The organism is Bradyrhizobium sp. SZCCHNR1098, from assembly GCF_032489375.1.
Taxonomy (GTDB): domain Bacteria; phylum Pseudomonadota; class Alphaproteobacteria; order Rhizobiales; family Xanthobacteraceae; genus Bradyrhizobium.
The window spans coordinates 214,572-238,689 of the sequence record NZ_JAUEXY010000003.1 but is presented as its reverse complement, the minus strand read 5'-3'; the positions used below and the strand labels follow the sequence as shown (position 1 = coordinate 238,689).

The following is a 24,118-nucleotide window of genomic DNA, read 5'->3' as shown; positions in this document are numbered from 1 at the left end:
TGGTCGAGCTGTTTGGGAGCGTGATCTCATGAAGATATCCAGCGTGACGTGTCCGCATTGCCGTGCCGCCTACGAGATCGCGGAATCGACATCCGCCGTTGGCGCTGCCGGGCGGTTCGACTGCGGCGTCTGCGGCACGCCATTGGCAGCGTGGGACGAGCCGAAGCTGCGGGCCTTCCGCCTGGAGGTGCCGCCCGAGCGCAAATACCCCCGCGTGCCCGCCCCCGCCCCGCTCGCCTGAATCCCGTTCCGTAATCCGGAACGCCCGGCATCGTCCGTCGAGGTGACCGCGCATCCGCGCATGGCGCCATGGCCGGCCGCAACTTGCCTCGCTTTTTTGACCGGGTCATAGTCGGTCGTTGCGCGGTGCTGTCGGCTGGCCTGGCCGCATCACTGCAGCGTTCCGATTCACTTCAGCGAGTCATCCGGTCCTCATGCCCATCCTCAACAGCATCGCCGCGCTCTCCGACGAAATGGCCGCCTGGCGCCACGATTTCCACGAACATCCCGAGCTGCTGTACGAAGTCCATCGCACCGCCGGCATCGTCGCCGACCGCTTGCGCGAATTCGGCTGCGACGAGGTCGTGACCGGCATCGGCCGCACCGGCGTGGTCGGCGTGATCCGCGGCCGCAAGTCCGGCTCCGGCAGGACCATCGGCCTGCGCGCCGACATGGATGCGCTGCCGATCGAGGAAACCTCCGGCGTTCCCTATGCCTCGAAGACCCCGGGCCTGATGCACGCCTGCGGCCATGACGGCCACACCGCGATGCTGCTGGGCGCTGCGAAATATCTCGCCGAGACCCGCAATTTCGACGGCACCGCTGTCGTCATCTTCCAGCCGGCCGAGGAAGGCGGCGCCGGCGGCAAGGCGATGGTCGACGACGGCCTGATGACGCGCTGGGGCATCCAGGAGGTTTATGGCATGCACAACATGCCGGGCGTCCCCGAAGGCCATTTCGAAATCTCGCCGGGCGCGATGCTGGCCTCGGCCGATGCGATCCACATCAAGGTCACCGGCAAGGGCGGCCATGGCGGCGCCGGCCCGCACCGGGCCGTCGACAGCATCCTGATTGCCTCGCAGATCGTCAACGCACTGCAGTCGATCGTCGCGCGCAACGTCGATCCCTTGAAATCCGCGGTGATCTCGATCTGCTCGATCCATGGCGGCACCACCTTCAACGTGATCCCCGAGACCGTCGAGATGCTCGGCACCGTCCGCACGCTCGATCCGGAGATCCGCGACCTCGTCGAGAAGCGCATCGTCGAGGTCACGGAGGCCACCGCCCGTGCCTATGGCGGCTCGGCCGAGGCGATCTACGAGCGCAAATATCCGGTGACGATGAACCACCCGGCCCAGGCCGCCTTCGCCGCCGACGTCGCCCGCGACGTCGCCGGTGACGAGCGCGTCAACGACCGCGCCATTCCCCTGATGGGCGGCGAGGACTTCGCCTTCATGCTGGAGGCCCGCCCCGGCGCGTTCGTGTTCCTCGGCATGGGCCCCGGCAACGAGTGCCACCACCCGGCCTATCGCTTCAACGACAACATCCTCAGCGCCGGCGCATCGTACTGGGTGAAGCTGGTCGAGAAGAGCATGCCGGCGAACTGATGAGCTGATAAAAACGTAGGGTGGGCAAAGCGGCAGTGTGCCCACCGTAGCGCGTCATTCTTCGCAACGAGATGGTGGGCACGGTGCCATCACGATCTCACGCGGCGCGGTCGCGCCTTCGCCCACCCCACATTCTGGATTGTTCGCTTCGCTCGCAATGACGGGCGTGGCGGGCACCGGAATTCCTCCAAGCTCCGCCATCGCGAGCGCCAGCGAAGCGATCCAGGGGCGCAGCGCACGAACCGGAATGGCTACTTCGTTCGGAGCCGGAACGTTTCGTTCCGCATCGAAACGTCGAGCGCTGCCGGGCCGCTATGAGAAGGCGTCCTTCTCCGCCGCGAGTCCCCCATGCAACGCCGCTCCGACCTCAGCCGCGAAATCGCCCTCCTGGTTCTGCTCTCGACCTTGTGGGGCGCCTCCTACACCTTCATCAAGATCGGCGTCGAGACCATCCCGCCGCTGACCCTGATCGCGGCACGCACGCTGATCGCGGGCTTGCTGCTGGCCGCGATCATCCGCAGCCGCGGCCTCGCTTGGCCGCGTGACCGGACGATATGGCGTCGCTTCATGATCCAGGCCGGCCTCAACAGCGTCGTGCCGTTCACGCTGATCGCCTGGGCCGAGCGCACCGTCGAGGCGGGCCTTGCGACGATCCTCAACGCCACCTCGCCGATCTTCACCTTCCTGCTGACCGCGCTGGTGACGCACCACGAGCCCGTCACCCTGCGCAAGCTGGTCGGCGTCGCCGCCGGACTCGCCGGCACCTGCCTCATCATCGGCACCGAGGCGCTGGGCGGGCTTGGCCGCGAGTTGTGGGCGCAGATTGCGATCGTCGCCGCCACCATCTGCTATGCCGGCGCCGCGATCATGGGAAAGAGCTTCAAGGGACTCAACCCTATGCTGCCGGCGGCGGGATCGCTGCTGTCTGGCGCCTTGGTCCTGATCCCGCTTGCGCTGGTCGTCGACCATCCGTGGACGCTGGCACCGTCACTGCGCTCGGTGTTGGCGCTGGCCGCGCTCGCGACCGTCTCGACCACGGCTGCGATGGTGATCTATTTCCGCCTGGTGCAGACGCTCGGCTCGATCGGCGCCACCGCGCAATCCTATCTGCGCGTGCCGATCGGCGTTGCAATTGCCGTTGCCGGCCTCGGCGAGCGCCTCGCGCCGACCGCCTGGATCGGGCTCGCCTGCGTCGTCCTTGGTGTGATCGCGATGACGCTGCCCTCGCGCAAGGGGGCGATGGATGGCAGAGAGACGGTCCGCTGACCGCATATCCCGGCAGGGCTCAAAACAAGCGCAACTCACGCCGTCACTGCGAGCGCAGCGAAGCAATCCAGGGCGGCGAGCAAACAAGTCTGGATTGCTTCGTCGCCTTCGGCTCCTCGCAATGACGAGAAAATTGATGCAGCGCCCTTACCCGATCGCGATCGCTACCTTTCCGACATGCGCGCCACTCGCCATGTAATGGAACGCCTCGCGCGCCTCGCCGAACGCAAACACGCGATCGACCACCGGCTTCACCTGATGCAGCGTCAGCGCGTTCGCCAGCGCCTGGAGATCGTCGACCGAGCCGACCGTGACGCCCTGCAGCCGCTGCTGCTGCATCACCATCAACGGCAGCCGCAGCTCCGAGGCCGGCGCGCCGGCGAGCACACCGATGAAGGCGATGGTGCCGCCGATCCGGGTGGCGCGGATCGACTCGTTCAAGGTACCGACGCCGCCGACCTCGACTACGAGATCGACGCCCTGCCCCGTGATCTCGCGCGCCTTCTTGCCCCAGTCCGGCGTCGTCTTGTAGTTCAACGTCACGTCCGCACCCAGCGACTTCAGCCGCGCGATCTTGGCCTCGCTCGACGACGTCGCGATCACCCGCGCGCCCGCGATTTTCGCGATCAGCAGCGCAAAGATCGAGACGCCGCCGGTGCCTTGCGTCAGCACGGTGTGGCCCGGCCTGATGCCGCCGAGCTTAATCACGGCACTCCAGGCGGTGACGCCGGCGCAGGGCAAGGTCGCGGCCTCGACGTCGCTGAGATGCGCGGGCGTCCTGATCAGCGCCTGCACCGGAAAGACACGATACTCGGTCAACGTGCCGTCGACGCCGCCGCCGAGCGCCCCACGCATCTTCGCTTCGCTCGGCTCGCCGCCCGTCCAGCTCTCGAAGAAGCTGCCGACGACACGATCGCCGGCTGCGAACGCCGACACGCCATCGCCGACCGCCTCGACCACGCCTGCGCCGTCGGACAGCGGCACCAGCGGAAATTTCTGCCGTGAGCCGTAGCCGCCCCTCACGGTCAGGAGATCGCGGTAGTTGATGCTCGCTGCCGTCAGCCGCACCAGCACCTCGCCCCTGCCCGGCTGCGGCACGGGCTTGTCGACCAGCGCCAGCGCATCGATTCCGCCGGGCCCCTGCAGCTCGTAGCATTGCATCCGATGTCTCCCGCCCCTGCGGCGCCGCCGCTTCATTGTTCTGCCGGGAATGGTGAAGCGTTTCGTGCCGGCGATCAAGCCGACCGTCGTTCCATGCGACGGACAAACAACGCAAACACGCGCATGCTCCGCGCTGGAGTCCGGAGATCACCGCGACCGCGCGTACCGACCGCCGACACGCCGTCACATCGCCGCTTCGAACCTGATCCGACAGACCAGACCCTCGTCGCGAAAATCCTGCTCGATGCTGCCGCCGATCGCCGCAAGGCTCGCCCGGATCATGCGCGCGCCAAATCCCTCGCTCCCAGGCGGCTCGATCGCGTGCGGACAGAGCTCGCGCCAGGCCACGGTGCCGCGGCCGCCTTCCTGCGCGATCTGGACCTCGAGCCGTCCGCCCTGACCGCGCAGCGCGCCGTATTTGACGGCGTTGGTCGCGAGTTCGTGGAACACCAGCGCGAGATTGCGCACCGCTTCCGGCCCCAACGGCATGTCCGGCCCGTCCACCGTCACGGCGCCGGAGGCGCGATACGGCTGCAGCTCGACGTCGAGCAGCATGCGCAAGGTCATCAGGCGGTGGTCCGACCAGGCGAGACTGTTGGCGCGCGCGACGGCGTCGAGCCGCAGCGCGATCGCCTCCCCTTTGGCGCGATCCTCGCCCGACAGGCTCGATCTGACGATCGCCTGAAACAACGCGAGCTGATTGTTCACGCGATGCCTCAGCTCGCCGAGCAGCAATTCGCGCGCATGCTCGCTGCGCTTCAGCTCCACGAGCGCGCCGCGACAGAGATGCCCGAGCCAGATGATCAGCGCCGCGGTGCTCAGGAATCCAACGAGGTTGATCGCCTCGGCATGATCAGGACGATCGGTGAAGCCGACGAGCACCACGGTGGCGGACAGCCAGGCGGCAAAAATGGCCGCGGGAATGCCGCCGAGCAGCGCGGCGAACACCACCGCCGGGTAGAAGGTCGCGTAGGGCAGCGTCGCGCCGGCATAATCCAACCCGATCCGGCCCGCGGTCGAAATCGCGACGGCGAGCATGGTGAGCAGAAACGTGGTCGCCGACCACCGTCTGCTCCGAACGATCCAATCTGAGAAACTCCGACCCGCGCGCACGATTGACCCCGAAGGCAACGTCTATCGCCGGATGCCGACTGGAACAAGCTGAAGGAACTGCCGCCGGGGCGCAAATATTTTAGGAACTTTTGCCGCGCCGTTGCGTTTGGCTACCCCTGTTGCGCCAGACGGAACGCATCATGCCGCGCGGTGGGAGAAGCCACCGCTCCGCCGCCACGGGCACGCACTCCGCGTCGCGTCTGCGCCGGCACGAATGCCGGACGTTGCACGATGAGCTCGTCGCAGGCTCGCCGACGAACTGAAAAGACAACGGTATCGGAACGCTGCACGCGAAAGAGCTTGTATCCGGCGCTTCTCGCTGCGCTAACCCTAGCGGCTTGCCGCTGAGCGCCGCAGCGTCGATCATCGCGGCCATGACGACGAAATCGCGCGAGAGACTCTACGGTGCCGGCATCCGCATCGCGCAGGAGCAGGCCGCGCGTGCGCGTAAGGAAGCGGATCGTCTGGCCTGCGACGCTTGGAATAAGCGCATGCTCGGCTACAAGGGGCCGGCGCAGCCGTCACCGCTGCTCGGCGATGCGCTCAACGCCGGCTATTACTATCTGGAAGTGCGCTGCCTCGGCTGCGACACCAATCAGACCGTCGCGCTCGACATCATCAGGCGCGCCAAGACGACGCCAATCCATGAGCTCGAGCGCTACATGCGCTGCCAGGATTGCTCGCGGCTTCGCGGTCATCCCTACAAGCGCAGCGCGCTGGTGGCGTTGCGCGAGACCAAGATCTCGGCCGCGCATCCGGCCTCGACATGGTGGCCCGGTGAGCGATAGGCGGTCGAATACCCAGCGTCGCGTCCCCTCGGATCCGTGCAGAGGTACTCCGATCAGGCGCTGACTGCGCCCGCTCGAAAAATACGTGGATACTCGGAACAATCATGACGATCCGTTGTTTCGAAAACTTGCCGGCGCGGCAGGGAAGCGGAACATGTCAGAGTTGATGACTCAGCCGGACAAGCTGCGGGCCGACGCGGCGGAATGCGCCCTCATTCGTGATCTCGCCACCGACCGCGACAAGCGCGAGCTGTTCGCGCGTCTGGCCGAGCATCTGAGCATGCTCGCCGCCGAGGTCGAGCGCGCGGCCCGCGCGCAGGATGGGCGCACAGAGAAAGCGAGCCTTCGCTGAACCGCGAAGCTCCCTGGACGAGCTGCGCGGATTCACGCTCCCCTGCTGTCGCTGCGCTCGCCACACAATCGCGCAACTCCACTTCGCTATAGATCGGGATGATCCGCGATCGATTCGCGCAGCGAGCGATCACGCCCCTCCCAGCGTCAGGTGCCGATCTTGCGACGTTTCCTCCCCTGCCTCGTTCTGCCGATTCTCCTCGCTTTCCCCGCCGCAGCGGCTGAGCTCGTTGGCCGCGTCAGCATCGTGGATGGCGACACGCTGGACATTCACGGCGAGCGGATTCGCCTGTGGGGCATCGACGCGCCCGAAAGCGCACAGCTCTGCCGCGGCCGCGACCGCAGGCCGTATCGCTGCGGCGCGCTGGCCGCCAACACGCTGGACGCCTTCACGCGCGGCAAGGTTCTGCGCTGCATGCCGGTCGACGGCGATCGCTACGGCCGCATCGTCGCGCGTTGCGCAGCCGGCGCGACGGATGTCGGCCAGTTCATGGTGTCGCGCGGGCTCGCGGTCGAGGAGCCGCAATATTCGCGCGGCGTTTACACCGCCGATCAGCGCGCCGCCCGCCGCGCCGGCCGCGGCATCTGGTCCGGCCGTTTCATTGAGCCGCCGCTCTATCGCGGCTGCATGCATGCCGGCGGGACGACGTCGGTGTGCTCGGACGGAGGGATCGGCTGGCGGTGAGCGCCGCCGCCTGACGGCGTCGCCTTCCACCGCACCCGATACAACACCTCAATTGCCACGTGTCGGCCTCTGGCTGTACGGTCGCGCACCGCAAAGACCAGGCTGGATGAGGACGATGACAGAGACAAAGACGCGCGTGGCGATCCTGTTCGGCGGGCGCTCGGCGGAGCACGACGTCTCGCGGGCCTCGGCGGCCAACATCTTCCGCTCGCTCGATGCCGGCCGCTACGCCGTCACGCTGATCGGCATCACCACCGACGGACGCTGGGTGCTCGCCGACGCTGCGAATGACGGCACAGGCGCGGCGCTGACCGTACCGACCGACGGCCCACAGATCGTGCTGCTGCCGGCCGGCCAGGGCCGCGCGCTGGTCATCGGCGACGGCGCCCCGCGCGAGCTCGCCTTCGACGTCGTGTTTCCGGTGCTGCACGGTCCGAACGGCGAGGACGGCACCGTGCAGGGCGCGCTGGAGCTCGCCGATGTCGCCTATGTCGGCGGCCGCGTGATGGGATCGGCGGCGGCGATGGACAAGGACGTCGCCAAGCGCCTGCTCCGCGATGCCGGCCTGCCGATCGTGCCGTTCGTCACCATGACGGAAGCCTCCCCGGTGACCTATGAGGCGGCGGTCGATGCCGTCGGCTCGTCCGAGCTGTTCGTCAAGCCGGCCAATCTCGGCTCCTCCGTCGGCATCTCCAAGGCGCGCAGTGCCGAGGAGTTCGACGCCGCCTGCCGCCTGGCGCTGCGCTTCGACCGCAAGATCCTGATCGAGCGCTGCATCAGCCCGGTGCGCGAGATCGAATGCGCGGTGCTGGAGCATCCCGACGGCAAGGTCGCCGCGTCCGAGCTCGGCGAGATCGTGCCGGCCGACAGCCACGGCTTCTATTCCTACGAGGCCAAATACACCGACGCATCGGGTGCCTCGCTGCACGTCCCGGCACAGGTCGAGCCGGGTCTCGCCGCGCGCATCCGCAAAATGGCGACCGAGGTGTTCGGCGTGCTCTGCTGCGAGAGTCTCGCGCGCGTCGATTTCTTCGTCCGCGGCGAGGAGGTCTACGTCAACGAGGTGAACACCCTGCCGGGCTTCACCAACATCAGCATGTACCCGAAGATGTGGGAGGCCACCGGCCTGCCCCAGCCGGCGCTGATGGACAGTCTGATCGCGCATGCGCTGGCGCGTCATGCGCGGCTCAGGGAGTTGGCGTCGCAGCGCTGACGACGATCGCCGGCCGCTTCTCGGGCCCGACGGCGCCGCAGGTCAGCGCGGCGCGACCTTGACGCCGTCGGCCACCCGGTCGCTAGGATAGATGATCACGACATCGCCGCTGGCGACGCCGTCGGCCACGGCGGCGAACCGGCCTGAGCGCCGAATGAGCCGGACGGTGCGCAACTCGGCGCGCCCATCCTTCAGCGCGAACACCGACCAGTCGTCACCGCGCTTGAACAGCGCGCCGGTCGGAACGATGGTCGCATCCTCCTGCGTGAAGACGACGATCTGCGCATCGAGCTGATAGGCATCGCCGAGCCGCTGCCATTGCTCGGCCGGCGAGACGATGTCGATCAGCACGTTGACCCTCTGCTCCTCGATTCCGAGCGTCGATATCTTGGTGAACGCCGCCGGCTCGACCCGGCGAACCCGCCCAGAGAGTCGGCCGGCGCCGCCCCAGCGATCGATCGTGACATCAGCGCCGGGACGGATCTCGACCGCATCGGTGCTGAGCACGTCGACGACCACTTCGAGATCGTGGGGATCGCCGAGGTCGAGCAATGCCGCACCCGGCTGCACCGTCGTTTCGCTTTCCTGGGTCACCTTCAGCACCAGCCCGCCGACCGGCGCGGTCACGCTCCAACTATCCGCCGGCGCATCGGCATCGGTCTTGCTCCCGTAGCGCACCAGCATCGCCCTGAGCTGGCTGAGCTCGTGCTCGGCGGCATGGTCGACATATTCGGCTGCGCGCAGGTCACGCTCGGCGATCCGCATCGCGAGCTCGGCACGCTCCCGCGCCTGCGCGGTCGCCGCTCCGCTGGCGGCCAGGGCCGTGGTACGCGCCAGATCGGCGCTTGCCTGCGCGCTCTGCGCCTGCGCTCGGGCCACGACCGCCTTGGCCCGCTCGACGTTGGCCTCTGCCGCGCCGAGCAGCTCCTCGGTCTCGCGGCGGGCGCGCGGATCGAGCAGCGGCGCTGGCCCCGGCGTGATGGTGGCAACCACATCGTCCGCCTTGACCTGGTCGCCGGCCTTGAAGCGGATGCGCCCCAGCCTGCCGGCGAGCGGCGCGGCCACGACGTAGCGCTGGCGCACCCGCGTCTTGCCGTCGTCATCGACGGTGGCAACGAACCGCCCCTTGGTCACCATGGCCGTCTCCACCGGAACTGCGCCCGGCATCGCCATCCAGGCGATGACGGCGGCGGCCGCCAGGAACGCTGACACGATGCCGAGGCGGCGCAACACGGGACGCATGCTCATTCCCTGGTCTTGAGGGCCGCGACCAGATCGAGCCGATCGACCCTCCTGCGGACGATGATGGCGCTGATCGCGGCGCTGGCCAAGACCACCGCGGTGGCGATCAGGTAGGTCTGCAGCGCGATCACGCCAGGAATCTGGAAGCTTTCGCTGGAATGCAGGTGCGCGATCAGCGCAATGACGCCGCGCGACAGCAACAGGCCGAGCGGAATCCCGACCGCGATGTCCAGCGCAAACTCGCCGAACAGGATGCCCGCGACCTCGCTGCGGGTGAAGCCGAGCACCCGCAGGCTGGCGAGCTCCCAGGCCCGCTCCTGCAGGCTGATGCGTGCGCTGTTGTAGACCACGCCCACGGTGATGATCGCGGCGAAGCCGGTCAGGATGCCGGCGACGACGAACACGAGGCCCGCGATCTTCTCCATGAACGATGCGATGACATAGGCCTTCATGGTCACCGATTCGATCGCCGGCATGGTCTTGAAGCTCGCACCGAGCGCAGCCAGCGCCGCCGGCTCGACATGGAGGCTCGCCGCCGAGACCGCCGCGCCTTCGCCGGTGAAGCGATTGAGCGTGTCGATATCCATGTAGGACGCCATGCCGACCGCCTCGTCGACGATGGCGCTGACCGGAATGTCGCGCCGCCGGCGACGGCCTTCCATCGCCTCCACCGTGACGATCTGCCCTGCGTTCAGCGCCAGGCGCTCCGCAAGGCGTCGGGTCAGCGTAATGCCATCAGGCGCCGCCACGATCGGACGGCGCGCGGAATCGTGCGGCCGGCGCAGTTCGTCCGTCGCGGCCAGCCCGATCACCGAGGTCAGGTAGCTCTGATGCCCGGCGCGCAGGCGCACCGGAACGATGCGCTGACCTTCGACCGCGAGCACACCGGGCTGGCGCGCCAGATCACGCAGGACCGCACGGTCGACCGGGTGGACAAAGGTGATCATGGCGTTGCCGCGCTCGACCAGGTTGAACTGCAGCTCGATCATGTCGCCGATCGCATCGCGCCAGAAGATCCCGAGCACCATCATCGGCACCGCGAAGGCGATGCCGATGATGGTGAACAGCGAGCGGAACGGCCGCCCCGCGACGTTGCGCAGCATCATCATCCGCCGCGCGCCAAACGCCCTGCCCGGCACGATGCGTTCGATCCAGGAGCGGCGGAATCCCAGCGGCATCGCGGGCCGCATGGCTTCCGCCGGCGCAAGGCCGACGACCTCCTGAAGCGCCGTGATGACCCCGAACGCGCCGGCCGCGATGCTGATTGCGACACCGGCGACCGCCGCCCATGGCGCCAGCCGGAATGACAGCTCGGGCAGACGGAAGAACCCCTGATAGCTCGTGATCATGGCACGGCCAAAGCCGAAGCCGCCGGCGATGCCGAGCGCCGATCCGATCAGCACGATGACCAGCATCAGCTTGAGATAGTGCAAGGTGAGCAGCAGCGTCGGAAAGCCGAGCGCCTTCAGCGCCGCGATCTGCTCGCGCTGCGCGGCGACCAGCCGCCCGAGCGCGCCGTTGAGCAGGAACGTGGCGACGCCGAAGAAGATGATGGGAATGGTGATCGACATCACCTTCTGCTGGTTCAGCTCGTCCTCGAGAAAGCGGTTCGACGGCTGGTCCCGCCGCGCGATCGCGCCGATCGACCCATAGGGCTCGAGCAGCCGGTCGAGCTCCTCGATGACGGGCTTGGGATCGACGCCCGGGGCGAGCGCGATCACGGCGTCGTTGAATGCGCCCTTCATGTCGAAGGCAGCCTCGGCCGCGCTCCGGTCGACCCACAGAATGGCATAGAGGCGATCGTCGGGAATCGGCAATCCAGGCTTCACCGCGTAGACATATTCCGGCGACAACGCGATGCCGGAGATCCGGAAGCCCTGCACCCGGCCATTGAGCAGCACGCGGATCTCGCCGCCCGGCCTGACGCCGTTGACGTCGGCAAACGCCTCGTTGACCGCGGCGCTGCGCGCGGCGCCCGGCTCGGGCGCGGTGCCGCGGCGCAGATGCAACCGCGCCAGGGGCTCGTCGCCGGCATGGGTCAGCGACACCAGGCGGGCCGAGACCGGTTGCGAGACGGCAGGCCAATCGACGATGACCTCGCGCACGATGCGCGGCTCGACCGCGACCACGCCAGGAATGGAATTGAGCCGCGGCACCAGCGCGAGCGGCGCCCGCTTCAGCGTGACGAAGATCTGCGGAAACCGGCCGTCGGCATAGAACTGCTCGCAGCCGCCGCGCAGGGACAAATAGGTCGAGACCGAGCCGACGAACACGGCGACACCAGCCGCCACCAGCAGCGCGATCGTGACCACCTGTCCGCGCATCGCGCCGATGTCGCGCCACAGCTTGCGGTCCAGCAGGCTCACCAGCGCACCTCATCGGCCGAGAGGCGCCGCGCATTGCGCGTCTCGCCGACGATGCGCCCGCCGCCGAGCCGCAGCACGCGATCGGCCATGCCGGCGATCGCCGCATTGTGCGTGATGATGATCGTGGTCGTCCCGAGCTGCGCGTTGGCGCGGGCGATCGCGGCGAGCACGACCTTCCCGGTCTCATAATCCAGCGCGCCGGTCGGCTCGTCGCACAACAGCACGTCGGGCGCCTTGACCATGGCGCGGGCCACCGCGACGCGCTGCTGCTCGCCCCCGGACAGCTGCGAGGGAAAGTGGTCGATGCGCCGCTCGAGGCCGACCAGCTTGAGCACCTCAAGCGGATCGAGCGGCTTGTCGGCGATCTCGGTGACCAGCGCGACGTTTTCCAGCACCGTCAGACTCGGGATCAGGTTGTAGAACTGGAACACAAAGCCGACATGCTCGCGCCGATAGCGCGTCAGCTCGGCATCGCTGGCGCCGACCAGCTGATGATCGCGCCACTGCGCCTCGCCCGACGTCGGACTGTCCAGCCCGCCGAGGATGTTGAGCAGGGTCGACTTGCCCGATCCCGACGGCCCGAGCAGCACCACGAGCTCGCCTTCGTAGATGTCGAGGTCGACGTCGCGCAGCGCATGCACCTCGACCTCGCCCATCCGATAGGTCTTCGAGAGCTTGCGGGCGCGGAACACCGGGGTGGCGCCGGACCGATCAGGAGGCGCGGCGGGGCCCCCGTCGTTGGTGACGGCCGAACTCATCGGGCTGCGGCTCCTGCACCAAAGGCCCGCATCGAACGTGCGAGACGTCTCACGCCTGAATCCTCGACATCGGATGACATCGCCGACCATCGGTCGGTAGCCATCGTCATCCGTTGATGCATGTCAAGCGGGCCACATCATCACGTGGCCAGCGCGCTAATGTCCATCAGACCGCGGTCGCGATCATATACACCAGCACGGCTGCGCCGAGGCAGCGCCGCCAGGGGTTGACGCCGCGCAGGAGTTCGTCGAACGCCCAGACGAAGAGACCGGCTTTGACCAGGCAATCCAGATTGAGGCCTGTCGGCCCCGGTGGATGCCAGACCCAGCTCAGAAAGCTGGCCACCAGCACGATCCACAGCGCCGGGTTGGGCATCTGTGCGATGGTGATCTCGCCGGTCGCGCGATTTCGGAAGAACCAATTCAGAAATCGCGACATCGTACCGCCAGTGGGGGATGATCTTGCGATCCTAGAGCTCAACTGCAGCCAAGTACAACCCGGTGGCACGGCTCAGGTTCTGGTGAATCGACGACCGATTTTCTAGATCGGCGGCGGATGCTGGGTCGAGATCTCACGATCTCCACGGCTGTCATGCTCCGCGAAAGCGGAGCATCCAGTACTCCGCAGCAGAAGATATTGGACCGAGACGTCACCGCGCACTGGATCGTCGGCCTTCGCGGACGAAGACACGGGCGGTCTACAATGTCGATAGTCAACCCTCCTACGCCCCAACGACCGAACTCACCTGGGCGGCATCTTCTCGAATTTCGGCAGCGCCGGATCGAGGTGATCCCAGGCGTGACCGGCCGCGGTCCAGGACACCAGTTGCGGCCGGTAGCGGCCGGGGTCGTCGAGACTCGCCGGCGTGACGATGAATACATCGGGCATGTCGGGAAAGGTCAGGTGCATCGACGAGCCGCAGGTCGGACAGAACGCGCGCCTCTTGACGGTGCCGCCGTCGCCGACGCTCTGCCAATGCGAGACCTCGCCGTCGACCTTCACCTCCGCCGCGACGAAGGTCAAATGCGATTGATGCCCGGTGCCGCTGTCGCGCTGACATTGCCGGCACTGGCAGTCCAGCATGATTGCGGGCTCGCCCGAGATCTCGTAGCGAACCGCGCCACAGGCGCAGCCGCCGGCATAGGACTGGGTCATACCGTTCTCCTTTGGCATCAGTGCAGCTGTTTCGACGACGCCTCTTCGCCGGCGATCCGGTCGAGATTGGCGACAACCTTCTTCCAGCCTTCGCTCATCTTGCGATAGGCGGTGTCGTTGGTTGGAATTACGAAGCCGGAATGCACCAGGCGAAGGCGCGTGCCCGTGTCCGCCTTGGCAAGACTGAAGGTGACCACCGTCTCCAGCGTCGCGCCGTAGCCGACATTGCTGTCGTGGCCGCCCTTCCACGCATAGGACAGCCGCTCGTTCGGCACGACCTCCAGCACCTCGCAATCAATGGTGCCATCCCATTCGCCCGCCGGTGTGGTCTGAAAGGTGAACCGCGTGCCGACGACGGCCTCAAATCCCTTCGGCGCCATCAACCAGCGACCGATCAGTTCGCCGCTGGTCAAGGCTCTCCAGATGACCTCGGGCGCATGAGGGAAGGTGTCCTCGACCACAATGGCCTGCGTGTCCGCATTCACGGCTTGGTTCATGGATCGATGTCCTTCAGCAGGTTTTTCAGCTTGGCGAAACGGTCGCGCCAGAACACGCCGTAATGGCTCATCCAGTCGGCCAGCGGCTCCAGGCCGCGTGGCTCGGCGCGGTAATAGACCTTGCGCCCCTCGGGGCGCTCGCAGACCAGGCCGGCCTGCTTCAGGGATTTCAGATGCTGCGAGATGGCGCCCTGCGTGACGGTGCTGCCGCGGGTGAGCTCGACGACGGTGATCTCGTCGGCCTCGACGATGCGCTCGAACACCGCGCGCCGCGTCGGATCGGCCAGCGCGCGCATGACGGTGGTGATGGTCTCAGGCTGGATCATGCAAAACCAATAGCCGATACTAATCAATTAGTCAATACTAATGTTATTATTCTGCCTGGTCTTTCGCCCTGGCGGGACGACTCCAGCGTGAGAGACCACCCCTGAAAATCCGAATTTTCTTCTTCCGTTTTTCGGAATTCGATGCTATGGTGTCGCATCCCGCCTCGATTGAGGGGCGTTTCGCGATCGTCACGAGCGTTGGGTGCGGGATGCTGTGGGCGTGTCGGGTTGCAGCGTGAGCGATCATGCCGACGAACGATCCGATGCGCACGGCGAAATCGTGTGGTCCTGGCATCCCGGTGCTGATGCCAAGTCCGATGCGCAAGTTCGACGAGCGCGCGGGCGACGGGGGCAATAAAGCCGATCCCCGGGGAGATCACGTATAAGCCGTAACGCCATCGCGCGGGGAAGGCCGGATGATCCGGCCCGTACCTGTGGTTCCTGCCGCCTGCTTTTTTTCGCAGGCGGGCCATGGGTGCGATCGGCACCCGGCCTTTCCCGCGCCCTCATTCTCGAGAGGGTGATCAGAGGACAACACTCGGACGCAAGATGCGGGCGCGAGGATGAGAGCGCATGTTTCACGGTCTTCATGTCTCGGCGTCATTGCGAGCGAAGCGAAGCAATCCAGAGTCCCGCGCCGACTCTGGATTGCTTCGTCGCTGCGCTCCTCGCAATGACGCCTCCGTCTCCGCTGTCGTCCCGGACAAGCTGCGCCAACGCGTCAGCGTGGGCGTGGCGCCGCGCCCCGCGACTATCTGGCAGCCACGGCGGCTCGTATTGCGGATGTTTGAACCTCTCAGCTCGCAACCGGAACACACCCAGACGCCTCATTCCTGCCAAACCCTGCAGAAAAACCGACTGAATCACCCCTCCCATTCCGGTAGACTCGCCACGTGACCCACCGCCCGACGATTCTCGTCTTCGACTCAGGCCTCGGCGGCCTGTCCGTGCTGCGCGAGGTGGTGCGGGCGCGGCCTGACGCCCACTACGTCTACGTCGCCGACGACGCCTTCTTTCCCTACGGCCATCACAGCGAGCAGGCCCTGATCGCCCGCGTGGTGCCGCTGATGGGCGAGCTGATCGCCGCGCACCGGCCCGACCTGATCGTGATCGCCTGCAACACCGCCTCGGTGCAGACGCTGGCGCCGCTGCGGGCCGCCTACCCCACGCCCTTCGTCGGCACCGTGCCGGCAATCAAGCCGGCCTGCGCGCAGTCGCAGACCAGGCGCGTCTCGGTGCTCGGCACCAAGGCCACGGTGGCGCGCGAATACACCCACGCGTTGATCCGCGACTTCGCGCAAGGCTGCACCGTCACATTGGTCGGCTCGCCGGAACTCGCGTCACTGGCGGAGGCCGCGCTCAGCGGAACGCAGGTCAGCGACGCGGCCATTGCCGCCGAGATCGCGCCCTGCTTCACCGGCGAGGCCGCCGATCCCGCTGATCGCACCGACACGGTCGTGCTCGCCTGCACGCATTATCCGCTGCTGCTCGACCGGCTCGAACGCTTGGCGCCCTGGCCGGTCACCTGGATCGATCCGGCACCGGCCATCGCGCGCCGCGTCGCCGACCTGCTGGGCCCCCCGGCCAGCGGCCCCGACGATGGCGGGGCCACCATGATCTTCACCTCGAACAAGCCACATCAGCTCGGCCGCGCGCTCACGCCCTATTTCGGCGGCCGCGTCCCGGCCTGACGGAGACCGCCGATGACCGCAGCGCCCAAACCGCTCAACCGCCTCAAGCAGGCCTGGCGCGACAAGCAGCTGACGTTCGGCGCCATCGCCACCATCCCGAGCATCCAGACCGTGCGCATCATGGCGCAGTCGCTCGACTGGATCATCGTCGACCTCGAGCATGGGCCGATCGATCTCTCGACGGCGCATGCGATGATCACGGCCACTGCGGGCACGCCCTGCGTGCCGCTGGTGCGCATCGCCGCCAACGAGCCGCACCTCGCCAAGGCGCCGATGGACCTCGGTGCCCTCGGCATCAACTTCCCGATGATTTCCAGCCGCACTGAGGCCGAGAAGGCGGTGCGCAGCGTGCGCTATCCGCCCCGCGGCGACCGGTTGTGGGGTCCGTTCCACGCGCCGTTCCACTGGAACGTGTCGATGGCCGACTACATGGCGACCGCCGACGACGACATGATCTGCATGGTGACGATCGAGCATGTCGAGGCGGTCGAGCGCATCGACGAGATCATGGCCACCCCCGGCATCGACATCGCCGTGATCGGCCCCGGCGACTTGGCGACCTCGATCAACAAGCGCGGCCAGCTCGATGATCCCGAAGTGAAATCCCTGATCGCCCGCGCCGAGGCCGGCATCCTCAGATCGGGCGTGCCGATCGGCGGCGCCGCGCGCTCGGCCGATCAGGCCAATGCGATGATCGCGCGCGGTTACGTGGCGCTGGCGCTCGGCTTCGACTGGTCCTTGTTCCAGCGCGGCATTGCCGCGAGCTTCGAGGGGATCAAGCGCTAGAGTCGGCGGCCGGCTTGGGCCGGTCCTTCACGTTCCAAACAAAGAACAAGAGTTGGGGGGAACACCATGATGAAAAAGACGATTTTCGGCCTGTCGCCGGCCCTGCCCGGGCTCGGGGTGGTCGACAAGACCAAGCCGCTCGCCTCGCCGGCGCCCTGACGCCCAAACGAGGCGTTTGCTGCACGGCGCCCCGGTGCTAACAGAGGCCCGCCACCGGCCAGGCCGGGAGCCACCAAGCAACGGCCACGCGAGACGGCCAAGACAGAAAACAGCGGGAGCGATCGATCTCACGATGCGCGGAACAACCAAGCCGATCTCGCTGCACCGCCGTCTGATCATCGATCTGATGCATGCCTCGCGTGACGTGCCGTTCGTGTCGCTGGCGCGCACGATCCAGATCGGGCCGCTGCTGGAGGCCCGCGCCGCGGCCGTCCGCCCGCCCGGTTTCGCCGCGATCTTCGTCAAGGCGTTCGCCCTGGTCGCCCGCGACGAGCCGGTGCTGCGCACGCTCTACGTCAAATGGCCCTGGCCCTGCTTCTACGAGCTGCCGCGCAGCGTCGCCACCGTCACCATCGCCCGGGTCGAGCATGGTGAGGATTGCGTGCTGCCGCAGCGCATCTCCGGGCCGGAGACCATGACCCTGGCCGAGATCGATGCCGTGATCCGGCAGGGCAAGGAGGCGCCGGTCGAGGACGTCGCCATGTTCCGCAAGATCATGCGGGCGACCCGGCTGCCGTTGCCGCTGCGCCGGTTCGCCTGGTGGGTCGGGCTCGGCTTCGGCCGGCAGCGGGCCAACTGGTTCGGCAATTTCTCCGTGACCAGCGTCGCCGCCTGCGGTGGCGGCCAGCTGCTGGCCCTGAGCCCGGGACCGTTCATCGTCAATTACGACGTCATCCAGCCCGACCATACCCTGGCCATCCTGATCCGCTGGGACCACCGGGTCACCGACGGCGCCATGATGGCCAGGACCGCAATCCGGCTCGAGCAGGTGCTGAACGGGGAGATCGCGGCCGAGCTGAAGGCCGGAACCCCGTGCGGCCGTGGGCCGGCGGAGGCCGTACCCGGATTCCCGGCTGCGCGGCAGAAAATTACCGTTGCGGGAGAGCCGCAGCGGTGATTCGCCGGCAAAAGCGCCGGTTGCGGTTTGACAAGTCGGCAGGTTCTCCCGTAGAACCCGCCTGCTCGCGGGCCGGTTTCGGCCCGCGTTGCGTTTCGCGACCCGTGGCCTTCATCCCTTCATGCTTTGGGGATGGGCCTGTCGGTGGACCGGGCTTCCGGACACACAGGAGGGCGCGTTTCCTCAAACCCTAACTTGATCGAAGAGGACGCGATGACTAAGCGCAGTGAGGCGAAGTACAAGATCGATCGCCGCATGGGCCAGAACATCTGGGGCCGCCCGAAGAGCCCCGTCAACCGCCGCGAATACGGCCCCGGCCAGCACGGCCAGCGCCGCAAGGGCAAGCTCTCGGACTTCGGCGTGCAGCTGCGCGCCAAGCAGAAGCTGAAGGGCTATTACGCCAACATCTCCGAGCGCCAGTTCCACGGCATCTATGTCGAGGCCGGCCGTCTCAAGGGTGACACCGGCGAGAACCTGATCGGCATTCTGGAGCGCCGTCTCGACACCGTCGTTTTCCGCGCCAAGTTCGTCTCGACCATGTTCGCGGCGCGCCAGTTCATCAACCACGGCCACATCAAGGTGAACGGCCGCAAGGTCAACATCGCGAGCTACCAGGTCAAGCCGGGCGACGTGATCGAGGTCAAGGAAGCCTCGAAGCAGCTCGCCGTGGTGCTGGAAGCGACCCAGCTCGCCGAGCGTGACGTGCCCGACTACATCGAGGCCGATCACTCCAAGATGACCGCGAAGTTCATCCGCATCCCCGCGCTGTCGGACGTGCCGTTCGCGGTGCAGATGGAGCCGCATCTGATCGTTGAGTTCTACTCGCGCTGATCTTGACCGGACCGCGGTCCGATCCCATCTGATAATCCGAAGGCCCTGGCACGCGCCGGGGCCTTCCTTTTTTGGGCTTCTTTTCGGATGGGACGAACCGATTCCCGAATGCCACACCTGCCACGAAATCGCCCCAAGCTGGGCTGACAGCGAATCCGTCCCGTGATTCACTGTCTGCAGTTGTAAAGTAGCGGGGCGTTCGCCATGGAGTTCAACAGGCGCAATATCATCTTCGGTGCGTTGCCGACCGATGCGGTCGGTGCCCCGCCTCTGCCGCCGTTGCGGGCGCCGCCCCTCAGCGCTTCACCGTTACGCGCACGGCCCTCGGGGATCCGTTACCGATTCAATGACGGCCTCTACCCTTCGACGGTCTTCGACATTCTCGAACGCTCCTGCTGGCACGTCCAGTCCGATGCGACAGCCCATGTGATCCGCCATCTCGGCACCGGGCTCACCTTTGCCGACGCGCAGCTTCGCCACGATCCCTACGCGCTCGAGCTCCTCCACTGTTTCGATGATTCGCGCGAGCTCGCCGACGAATGGCACACCATGCTGGTCGGCTGGGCCGCGGTGAACATGGGCTGGAACATCCGGCGGCAGCGGCCGGGCGCCGCGCTGCTGCTTTCACCGTCACGGCAGAGCCCGCTCGACTCCTGGGTTTTCGATTGCACCGAGGCGCCGCCGCTGGTGGCCGAGCCGATCGAGACCCGGCCGTTGCGGCGGCCGGACATCTGGCTCAACCCGCCGCGCGCGGCGTAATCGAGGAGGCGTTTTGCGGGGGCGATGCGAGTTGGGTAAGGTCGGGTCGTGATGAGCCGAACGAGGACTGCCGATGTATTACACCCCGCCCCCGCGCGATCCCAAGGCGCCGCCCGTGCGCGTCAATCTGTTGTCGGACACGCAGACCCGCCCGACAGCCGCGATGCGCGAGGCCATCGCGCGCGCCGAGGTCGGCGACGAGCAGATCGGCGACGATCCGACCGTGCATGAATTGTGCGGCCGCGTCGCCGCGCTGCTCGGCAAGGAGGCCGCGGTGCTGATGCCGTCGGGCACGATGTGCAACGTCGCGGCGACGCTGGTGCATTGCCGGCCGGGCGACGAGATCCTCGCGCATGAGACCGCGCACATCATCTCGCGCGAGGGCGGCGCGCATGCGGCGCTCGGCGGTTTCCAGGTGACGCAGTTGAAGGGGCCCGACGGCCAGTTCACGCCGGAGACACTCCGCGCCGCGCTGCATCCGCGCTCGCGCTACCAGCCGCCGCAGACCGTCGTCAGCGTCGAGCAGACCGCCAATATCGGCGGCGGCACGATCTGGAAGAAGGCCGCGCTCGACGAGATCGTGCAGATCGCGAAGGCCCAGGGCATGGCGACGCACATGGACGGCGCCCGGCTGCTCAATGCCACCGTCGCCACCGGCATTCCGGCGGCGGAGATGACCGCGGGCTGGGATTCGGCCTGGATCGATTTCTCCAAGGGGCTGGGCGCGCCGATCGGCGGCGTGCTCGCCGGCAGCGCCGCCTTCATCGACGAGGTGTGGCGCTGGAAGCAGCGGCTCGGCGGGTCGATGCGCCAGGCCGGAATCGTCGCGGCAGCCTGCATCTACGCGCTCGATCACCATGTCGACCGGCTCGCCGAGGACCATGCCAATGCACGGGCGCTGGCGCGCGGGCTGTCGCAGATCCAGGGCGTCGAGGTCCAGGAGCCAGAGACCAATCTCGTGTTCTTCAAGCCCGACGGCTCCGGTGTGCCCGGCGACAAGATGGTGACCGAGCTGCGCAAGCGCGGCGTGCTGCTCGCGATGATGGACGGCCGCATCCGCGCCTGCACCCATCTCGACGTGACCGCAGCCATGATCGAGGAGACCATCGGCCATGTCCGGGAGATCGTACGCGGAGCATGAGGATCATGGTGCGAGCGCCGCATAGACCAGCCGCCGCACATCGCTCGCGATGCGGCCGCGCTGCGAGGGCGCCTGCATCATGACGATGACGAACAGGTCGTCGGCGGGATCGATGAAGAAGAACGTCCCGCCGACGCCGTCCCAGCCATATTCGCCTGATGGCACCGGAGGCTTCTCCGTGATGCGCACGGAGAAACCCAAGCCGAAGCCGCTGTCGGCGCCGGGAAAATAGAGGTCGTCACGACGAATTCCCGCCCCAACGACATGATCCCGCGTCATGACCGCGACGGTCTCAGGCTTGAGATAATAGCGGCCGTCAAGCTCACCGCCGTTCAGCAGCATCTGAGCGAAGCGCGCGTAGTCGGAGATGGTGCTGATCATTCCCGCCCCACCCGACTCCCAGCGTCTGGGCCGAATGGGATCGTCGATGCCGGCGATCGGACGATCGAACCAGTCGCGCGGCGACGGTTCGGCGACGCGGCTACGCAGGCTCGGGTCGGCGAGGAAGAACGCCGTCTCGCGCATGCCGAGCGGCCCGAGCAGCCGCTCCTGCTCGAACTCATAGAGCGAGCGGCCGGAGACGATTTCGATCACCCGCCCGAGCACGTCGGTCGAGTGGCCGTAGTCCCACACCGTGCCAGGCTGCTCGGCCAGCGGCAGCCTGGCGAGGCGCTCGACGAAGGTGGCGTTGTCGATGTCGCCGTCAAACAGAGGCGCCTTCGCATAGAGCCGGCGCACGGCCGTCTCGCCATAAAAGCCGTAGGTGATGCCGGAGGTATGGCGCAGCAGATCGCGGATGGTGATCGGGCGCGCCACCGGAGCAGCGCCGACCCTCACGTCAGCGAAGGCGGGAATGTAGCTCGCCAGCGCATCATCGAGCTTCAGCCTGCCGTCATCGACCAGCATCATCGCCGCCACCGACGTGACCGGTTTCGACATCGAGTAGATGCGGAAGATCGCATCCTCCGTCATCGGCGCGCGCGTCGCGGGATCGCGAACACCGAAACTCTGCAGCAGGACAGGGCTGTCGTGCTGCTGAATCAGCACGACCGCGCCCGGAATGTTGCCGGCGGAGACTTCGTCGCGGAAATAGGTCGGGACCGCCTCGAGGCGCCGCCGGTCGAGATCGCGCGGCGACTGTGCGCCTGCGCGGGCCAGGCACGGCAGCATGGGCACCGCGAAGAGTGCGCCGAGCAACGCGCGTCGCGAGACGAGGCCGTCCATGACGCCAGCCCCGCCCGTCAGTCTTGCTCTCGACATCGCACGCTGCCGCGCCGTGCCATCAACGCGGCGCCGACAATCCCGTCAGCGCTGCGTTGGGGGATGTCCGCGGATAGCTCAGGCCGAGGCCGCCGTGCCGACCGGGATGCCCTTGTCGGTGAACAGCTGCTGCAGCTCGCCGCTCTGGAACATCTCGCGGACGATATCGCAGCCACCGACGAACTCGCCCTTCACATAGAGCTGCGGAATCGTCGGCCAGTTCGAGAACGTCTTGATGCCGTTGCGCAGCTCGGCAGATTCGAGAACGTTGAGGCCCTTATAGCCGACGCCGACGTGGTCCAGGATCTGCACGACCTGGCCGGAAAATCCGCACTGCGGAAACTGCGGTGTCCCCTTCATGAACAGGACGACGTCGTTCGACTTCACTTCGTTGTCAATGAATTGCTCAATGCTCATCTTCGCTTCCTCTAGGGCGCCTCAAGGAACGCCTGGGGCTCGGTGCCGCGCGGGTCGCCGCCGGACAGATTTCGTCCAGAGCCGACCGTCACTGTCTTATATGTAGCGCAAACCGTTGTTCAGCCAAAGTAAAATGCCGAGGATCAGTCCGCAACACAGTCACCCGGCCGGACCATAGGCTGATGGCAGCAATATTATAGCCGCCACGAGGGTTTCATCCCGTAACCAAGCCCCTATCTAGGACGAACCGCCCAAAAGGAACTTGTTCCGTCGAACATCGTTTTCTCCCGGCAAACGGAGACCCTCGTGACCAGTTCAGCGTCCGCCACGGCCCCGCATCAGATCACCGCTGCGCAAACCCCTGGGCCGGGTCGCCTGGCCGGCAGTCTGATCGAGGCGTATCTCGCGGTCCGGAACGAGACCGAAGCCCGGGCGGCCCCGCTGACCCCGGAAGACCAGGTCATCCAATCGATGCCGGACGCCAGTCCGGCCAAATGGCATCGCGCCCATACCACTTGGTTCTTCGAGCAATTTGTGCTCGGCGCGCACTGCCGAGGATATGCCCCTTTTCACCCCGATTATGCCTTCCTGTTCAACTCCTATTACGTCAGTGCGGGCCCGCGCCACACGCGGGGCGAGCGGGGCCTGATCACCCGCCCGGGGGTGGCCGAGATCACGGCGTACCGCCGGCATGTCGACGCGGCCATGGTCGACTTCCTGGGCCAAGCCGATGCCGCGACCTTGGCAGCCGTGGCGCCGCTCGTGGAGGTCGGCCTCAATCACGAGCAGCAGCACCAGGAGCTGATGCTGACCGACATCCTGCATGCGTTCGCGCAGAATCCGACGGCGCCGGCCTACGATCCATCGTGGACATTTCCGTCCCCAACGGACCGGGGCAAGGACTGGGTCCACCTCCCCGAAGGCATCCACACCGTCGGGCACGCCGGCGATGGTTACCATTTCGACAATGAGGGGCCGGCGCATCGGGCGCTCGTCGGGCCGGTCGGGATCGCGCGCAATCTCGTCACCAATGCTGAGTGGCTCGCCTTCATGGATGACGGCGGCTACCGGACCGCCACGCTCTGGCTCATGGACGGCTTCGCTGCCGCCAGCCGCGAGGGCTGGCAGGCTCCCGGTCATTGGTACAAGGTCGAGGGCGAGTGGCGCATCATGACGCTGGGCGGATTGACGACCGTCGATTCTGACGCAGCCGTCTGCCACGTCAGCTACTACGAGGCTGATGCGTTCGCGCGCTGGCGCGGCAAGCACCTACCGACCGAGATGGAATGGGAGGTCGCCGCGCGTGGCAACCAGCTCAACGATGCCTTCGGCGCCGTGTGGCAATGGACCCGCAGCGCCTATAGCCCCTATCCCGGCTATCGTGCCGTCGAAGGCGCGCTCGGCGAGTACAACGGCAAATTCATGGTCAATCAGCTGGTGCTGCGCGGCTCATCGCTCGCGACGCCGGCAGGCCACAGCCGCGTCACCTATCGCAACTTCTTCTATCCGCATCATCGCTGGCAATTCACCGGGCTCCGGCTCGCCGACTACGCCTGATCAACCCACATTCGTTGCCCGACGTCGCGC

Annotated in this window: 25 protein-coding genes; 14 read left to right on the top strand and 11 right to left on the bottom strand. The window is 66.9% G+C overall.

Annotated features, from left to right (window positions below):
* Nucleotides 1–28 precede the first annotated feature (28 nt).
* From QX135_RS09210 to QX135_RS09200, 3 genes are all read left to right on the top strand, one after another.
* Complete coding sequence (locus QX135_RS09210; protein ID WP_315737382.1) at nt 29–241, top strand: MJ0042-type zinc finger domain-containing protein; 213 nt, start codon at nt 29–31, stop codon at nt 239–241.
* A gap of 193 nt (nt 242–434) precedes the next feature.
* Nucleotides 435–1,607, top strand: a complete 1,173-nt coding sequence (locus QX135_RS09205) for a M20 aminoacylase family protein (RefSeq protein WP_315737381.1) — start codon at nt 435–437, stop codon at nt 1,605–1,607.
* Nucleotides 1,608–1,955: 348 nt separating this feature from the next.
* Nucleotides 1,956–2,873: a DMT family transporter gene (locus QX135_RS09200; RefSeq protein ID WP_316176593.1), complete on the top strand. Its 918-nt coding sequence runs from the start codon at nt 1,956–1,958 to the stop codon at nt 2,871–2,873.
* A 147-nt stretch (nt 2,874–3,020) separates the two neighbouring features.
* Here the strand turns inward: QX135_RS09200 and QX135_RS09195 are convergent, their stop codons facing one another.
* The gene (locus QX135_RS09195) at nt 3,021–4,034 is read right to left on the bottom strand and encodes an NAD(P)-dependent alcohol dehydrogenase (protein WP_316176594.1); all 1,014 of its coding nucleotides are present in this window, start codon (nt 4,032–4,034) and stop codon (nt 3,021–3,023) included.
* A gap of 183 nt (nt 4,035–4,217) precedes the next feature.
* On the bottom strand, nt 4,218–5,072 hold the full coding sequence (locus QX135_RS09190; protein WP_315737378.1) for an HWE histidine kinase domain-containing protein: 855 nt from the start codon (nt 5,070–5,072) through the stop codon (nt 4,218–4,220).
* Between the two features lie 449 nt (nt 5,073–5,521).
* Here QX135_RS09190 and QX135_RS09185 point away from each other — a divergent pair, with 449 nt between their 5' ends.
* From QX135_RS09185 to QX135_RS09170, 4 genes are all read left to right on the top strand, one after another.
* Nucleotides 5,522–5,935: a hypothetical protein gene (locus tag QX135_RS09185; RefSeq protein WP_315759004.1), complete on the top strand. Its 414-nt coding sequence runs from the start codon at nt 5,522–5,524 to the stop codon at nt 5,933–5,935.
* 166 nt (nt 5,936–6,101) lie between these two features.
* The gene (locus QX135_RS09180) at nt 6,102–6,287 is read left to right on the top strand and encodes a hypothetical protein (protein WP_315737722.1); all 186 of its coding nucleotides are present in this window, start codon (nt 6,102–6,104) and stop codon (nt 6,285–6,287) included.
* A 159-nt stretch (nt 6,288–6,446) separates the two neighbouring features.
* Nucleotides 6,447–6,971 carry a thermonuclease family protein gene (locus tag QX135_RS09175; RefSeq protein ID WP_410053220.1) on the top strand — a complete coding sequence of 175 codons (525 nt, stop codon included), beginning with the start codon at nt 6,447–6,449 and terminating at the stop codon, nt 6,969–6,971.
* 115 nt (nt 6,972–7,086) lie between these two features.
* Complete coding sequence (locus tag QX135_RS09170; RefSeq protein WP_316234048.1) at nt 7,087–8,184, top strand: D-alanine--D-alanine ligase family protein; 1,098 nt, start codon at nt 7,087–7,089, stop codon at nt 8,182–8,184.
* Between the two features lie 42 nt (nt 8,185–8,226).
* Here the strand turns inward: QX135_RS09170 and QX135_RS09165 are convergent, their stop codons facing one another.
* From QX135_RS09165 to QX135_RS09135, 7 genes are all read right to left on the bottom strand, one after another.
* Complete coding sequence (locus tag QX135_RS09165; protein ID WP_409999167.1) at nt 8,227–9,426, bottom strand: efflux RND transporter periplasmic adaptor subunit; 1,200 nt, start codon at nt 9,424–9,426, stop codon at nt 8,227–8,229.
* 2 nt (nt 9,427–9,428) lie between these two features.
* A complete protein-coding gene (locus QX135_RS09160; protein ID WP_316234063.1) occupies nt 9,429–11,795 on the bottom strand; it encodes an ABC transporter permease in 2,367 nt (788 codons plus the stop codon).
* The gene (locus QX135_RS09155) at nt 11,789–12,550 is read right to left on the bottom strand and encodes an ABC transporter ATP-binding protein (protein WP_316234047.1); all 762 of its coding nucleotides are present in this window, start codon (nt 12,548–12,550) and stop codon (nt 11,789–11,791) included. Before QX135_RS09155 ends, QX135_RS09160 begins: the two co-directional genes overlap by 7 nt.
* 166 nt (nt 12,551–12,716) lie before the next feature.
* Entirely contained in the window at nt 12,717–12,989 is a 273-nt protein-coding gene (locus tag QX135_RS09150; protein ID WP_316234046.1) for a hypothetical protein, read from the bottom strand.
* 303 nt (nt 12,990–13,292) lie between these two features.
* A complete protein-coding gene (locus tag QX135_RS09145; protein WP_316234045.1) occupies nt 13,293–13,706 on the bottom strand; it encodes a GFA family protein in 414 nt (137 codons plus the stop codon).
* Nucleotides 13,707–13,723: 17 nt separating this feature from the next.
* Nucleotides 13,724–14,203: an SRPBCC domain-containing protein gene (locus QX135_RS09140; RefSeq protein ID WP_316234044.1), complete on the bottom strand. Its 480-nt coding sequence runs from the start codon at nt 14,201–14,203 to the stop codon at nt 13,724–13,726.
* Entirely contained in the window at nt 14,200–14,529 is a 330-nt protein-coding gene (locus tag QX135_RS09135) for a metalloregulator ArsR/SmtB family transcription factor (protein WP_316234043.1), read from the bottom strand. Before QX135_RS09135 ends, QX135_RS09140 begins: the two co-directional genes overlap by 4 nt.
* An 893-nt stretch (nt 14,530–15,422) precedes the next feature.
* Here QX135_RS09135 and murI point away from each other — a divergent pair.
* The 6 genes from murI (at nt 15,423) to QX135_RS09105 (ending at nt 20,854) form a co-directional block, all read left to right on the top strand.
* A complete protein-coding gene (gene murI / locus QX135_RS09130; protein WP_316234042.1) occupies nt 15,423–16,220 on the top strand; it encodes a glutamate racemase in 798 nt (265 codons plus the stop codon).
* 12 nt (nt 16,221–16,232) lie between these two features.
* Nucleotides 16,233–17,006 (top strand): HpcH/HpaI aldolase family protein, encoded by a 774-nt coding sequence (locus tag QX135_RS09125; protein WP_316234041.1) that lies wholly within the window; start codon nt 16,233–16,235, stop codon nt 17,004–17,006.
* Between the two features lie 292 nt (nt 17,007–17,298).
* Complete coding sequence (locus tag QX135_RS09120; protein ID WP_315776533.1) at nt 17,299–18,123, top strand: acyltransferase; 825 nt, start codon at nt 17,299–17,301, stop codon at nt 18,121–18,123.
* Between the two features lie 213 nt (nt 18,124–18,336).
* The gene (gene rpsD / locus QX135_RS09115) at nt 18,337–18,954 is read left to right on the top strand and encodes a 30S ribosomal protein S4 (protein ID WP_011925811.1); all 618 of its coding nucleotides are present in this window, start codon (nt 18,337–18,339) and stop codon (nt 18,952–18,954) included.
* A gap of 204 nt (nt 18,955–19,158) precedes the next feature.
* Nucleotides 19,159–19,713: a hypothetical protein gene (locus QX135_RS09110; protein ID WP_315811605.1), complete on the top strand. Its 555-nt coding sequence runs from the start codon at nt 19,159–19,161 to the stop codon at nt 19,711–19,713.
* Between the two features lie 73 nt (nt 19,714–19,786).
* The gene (locus tag QX135_RS09105) at nt 19,787–20,854 is read left to right on the top strand and encodes a threonine aldolase family protein (RefSeq protein WP_316176603.1); all 1,068 of its coding nucleotides are present in this window, start codon (nt 19,787–19,789) and stop codon (nt 20,852–20,854) included.
* A 3-nt stretch (nt 20,855–20,857) separates the two neighbouring features.
* Here QX135_RS09105 and QX135_RS09100 read toward each other — a convergent pair whose 3' ends face one another.
* Together QX135_RS09100 and grxD are read right to left on the bottom strand one after the other, a co-directional pair.
* Nucleotides 20,858–22,078: a serine hydrolase domain-containing protein gene (locus QX135_RS09100; protein ID WP_316177241.1), complete on the bottom strand. Its 1,221-nt coding sequence runs from the start codon at nt 22,076–22,078 to the stop codon at nt 20,858–20,860.
* 114 nt (nt 22,079–22,192) lie between these two features.
* Nucleotides 22,193–22,531 carry a Grx4 family monothiol glutaredoxin gene (gene grxD, locus QX135_RS09095; RefSeq protein ID WP_006609190.1) on the bottom strand — a complete coding sequence of 113 codons (339 nt, stop codon included), beginning with the start codon at nt 22,529–22,531 and terminating at the stop codon, nt 22,193–22,195.
* A gap of 306 nt (nt 22,532–22,837) precedes the next feature.
* Here grxD and egtB point away from each other — a divergent pair, with 306 nt between their 5' ends.
* Nucleotides 22,838–24,088, top strand: coding sequence for an ergothioneine biosynthesis protein EgtB (gene egtB, locus QX135_RS09090; protein ID WP_316176604.1), 1,251 nt, complete (start codon nt 22,838–22,840; stop codon nt 24,086–24,088).
* Nucleotides 24,089–24,118: the final 30 nt, after the last annotated feature.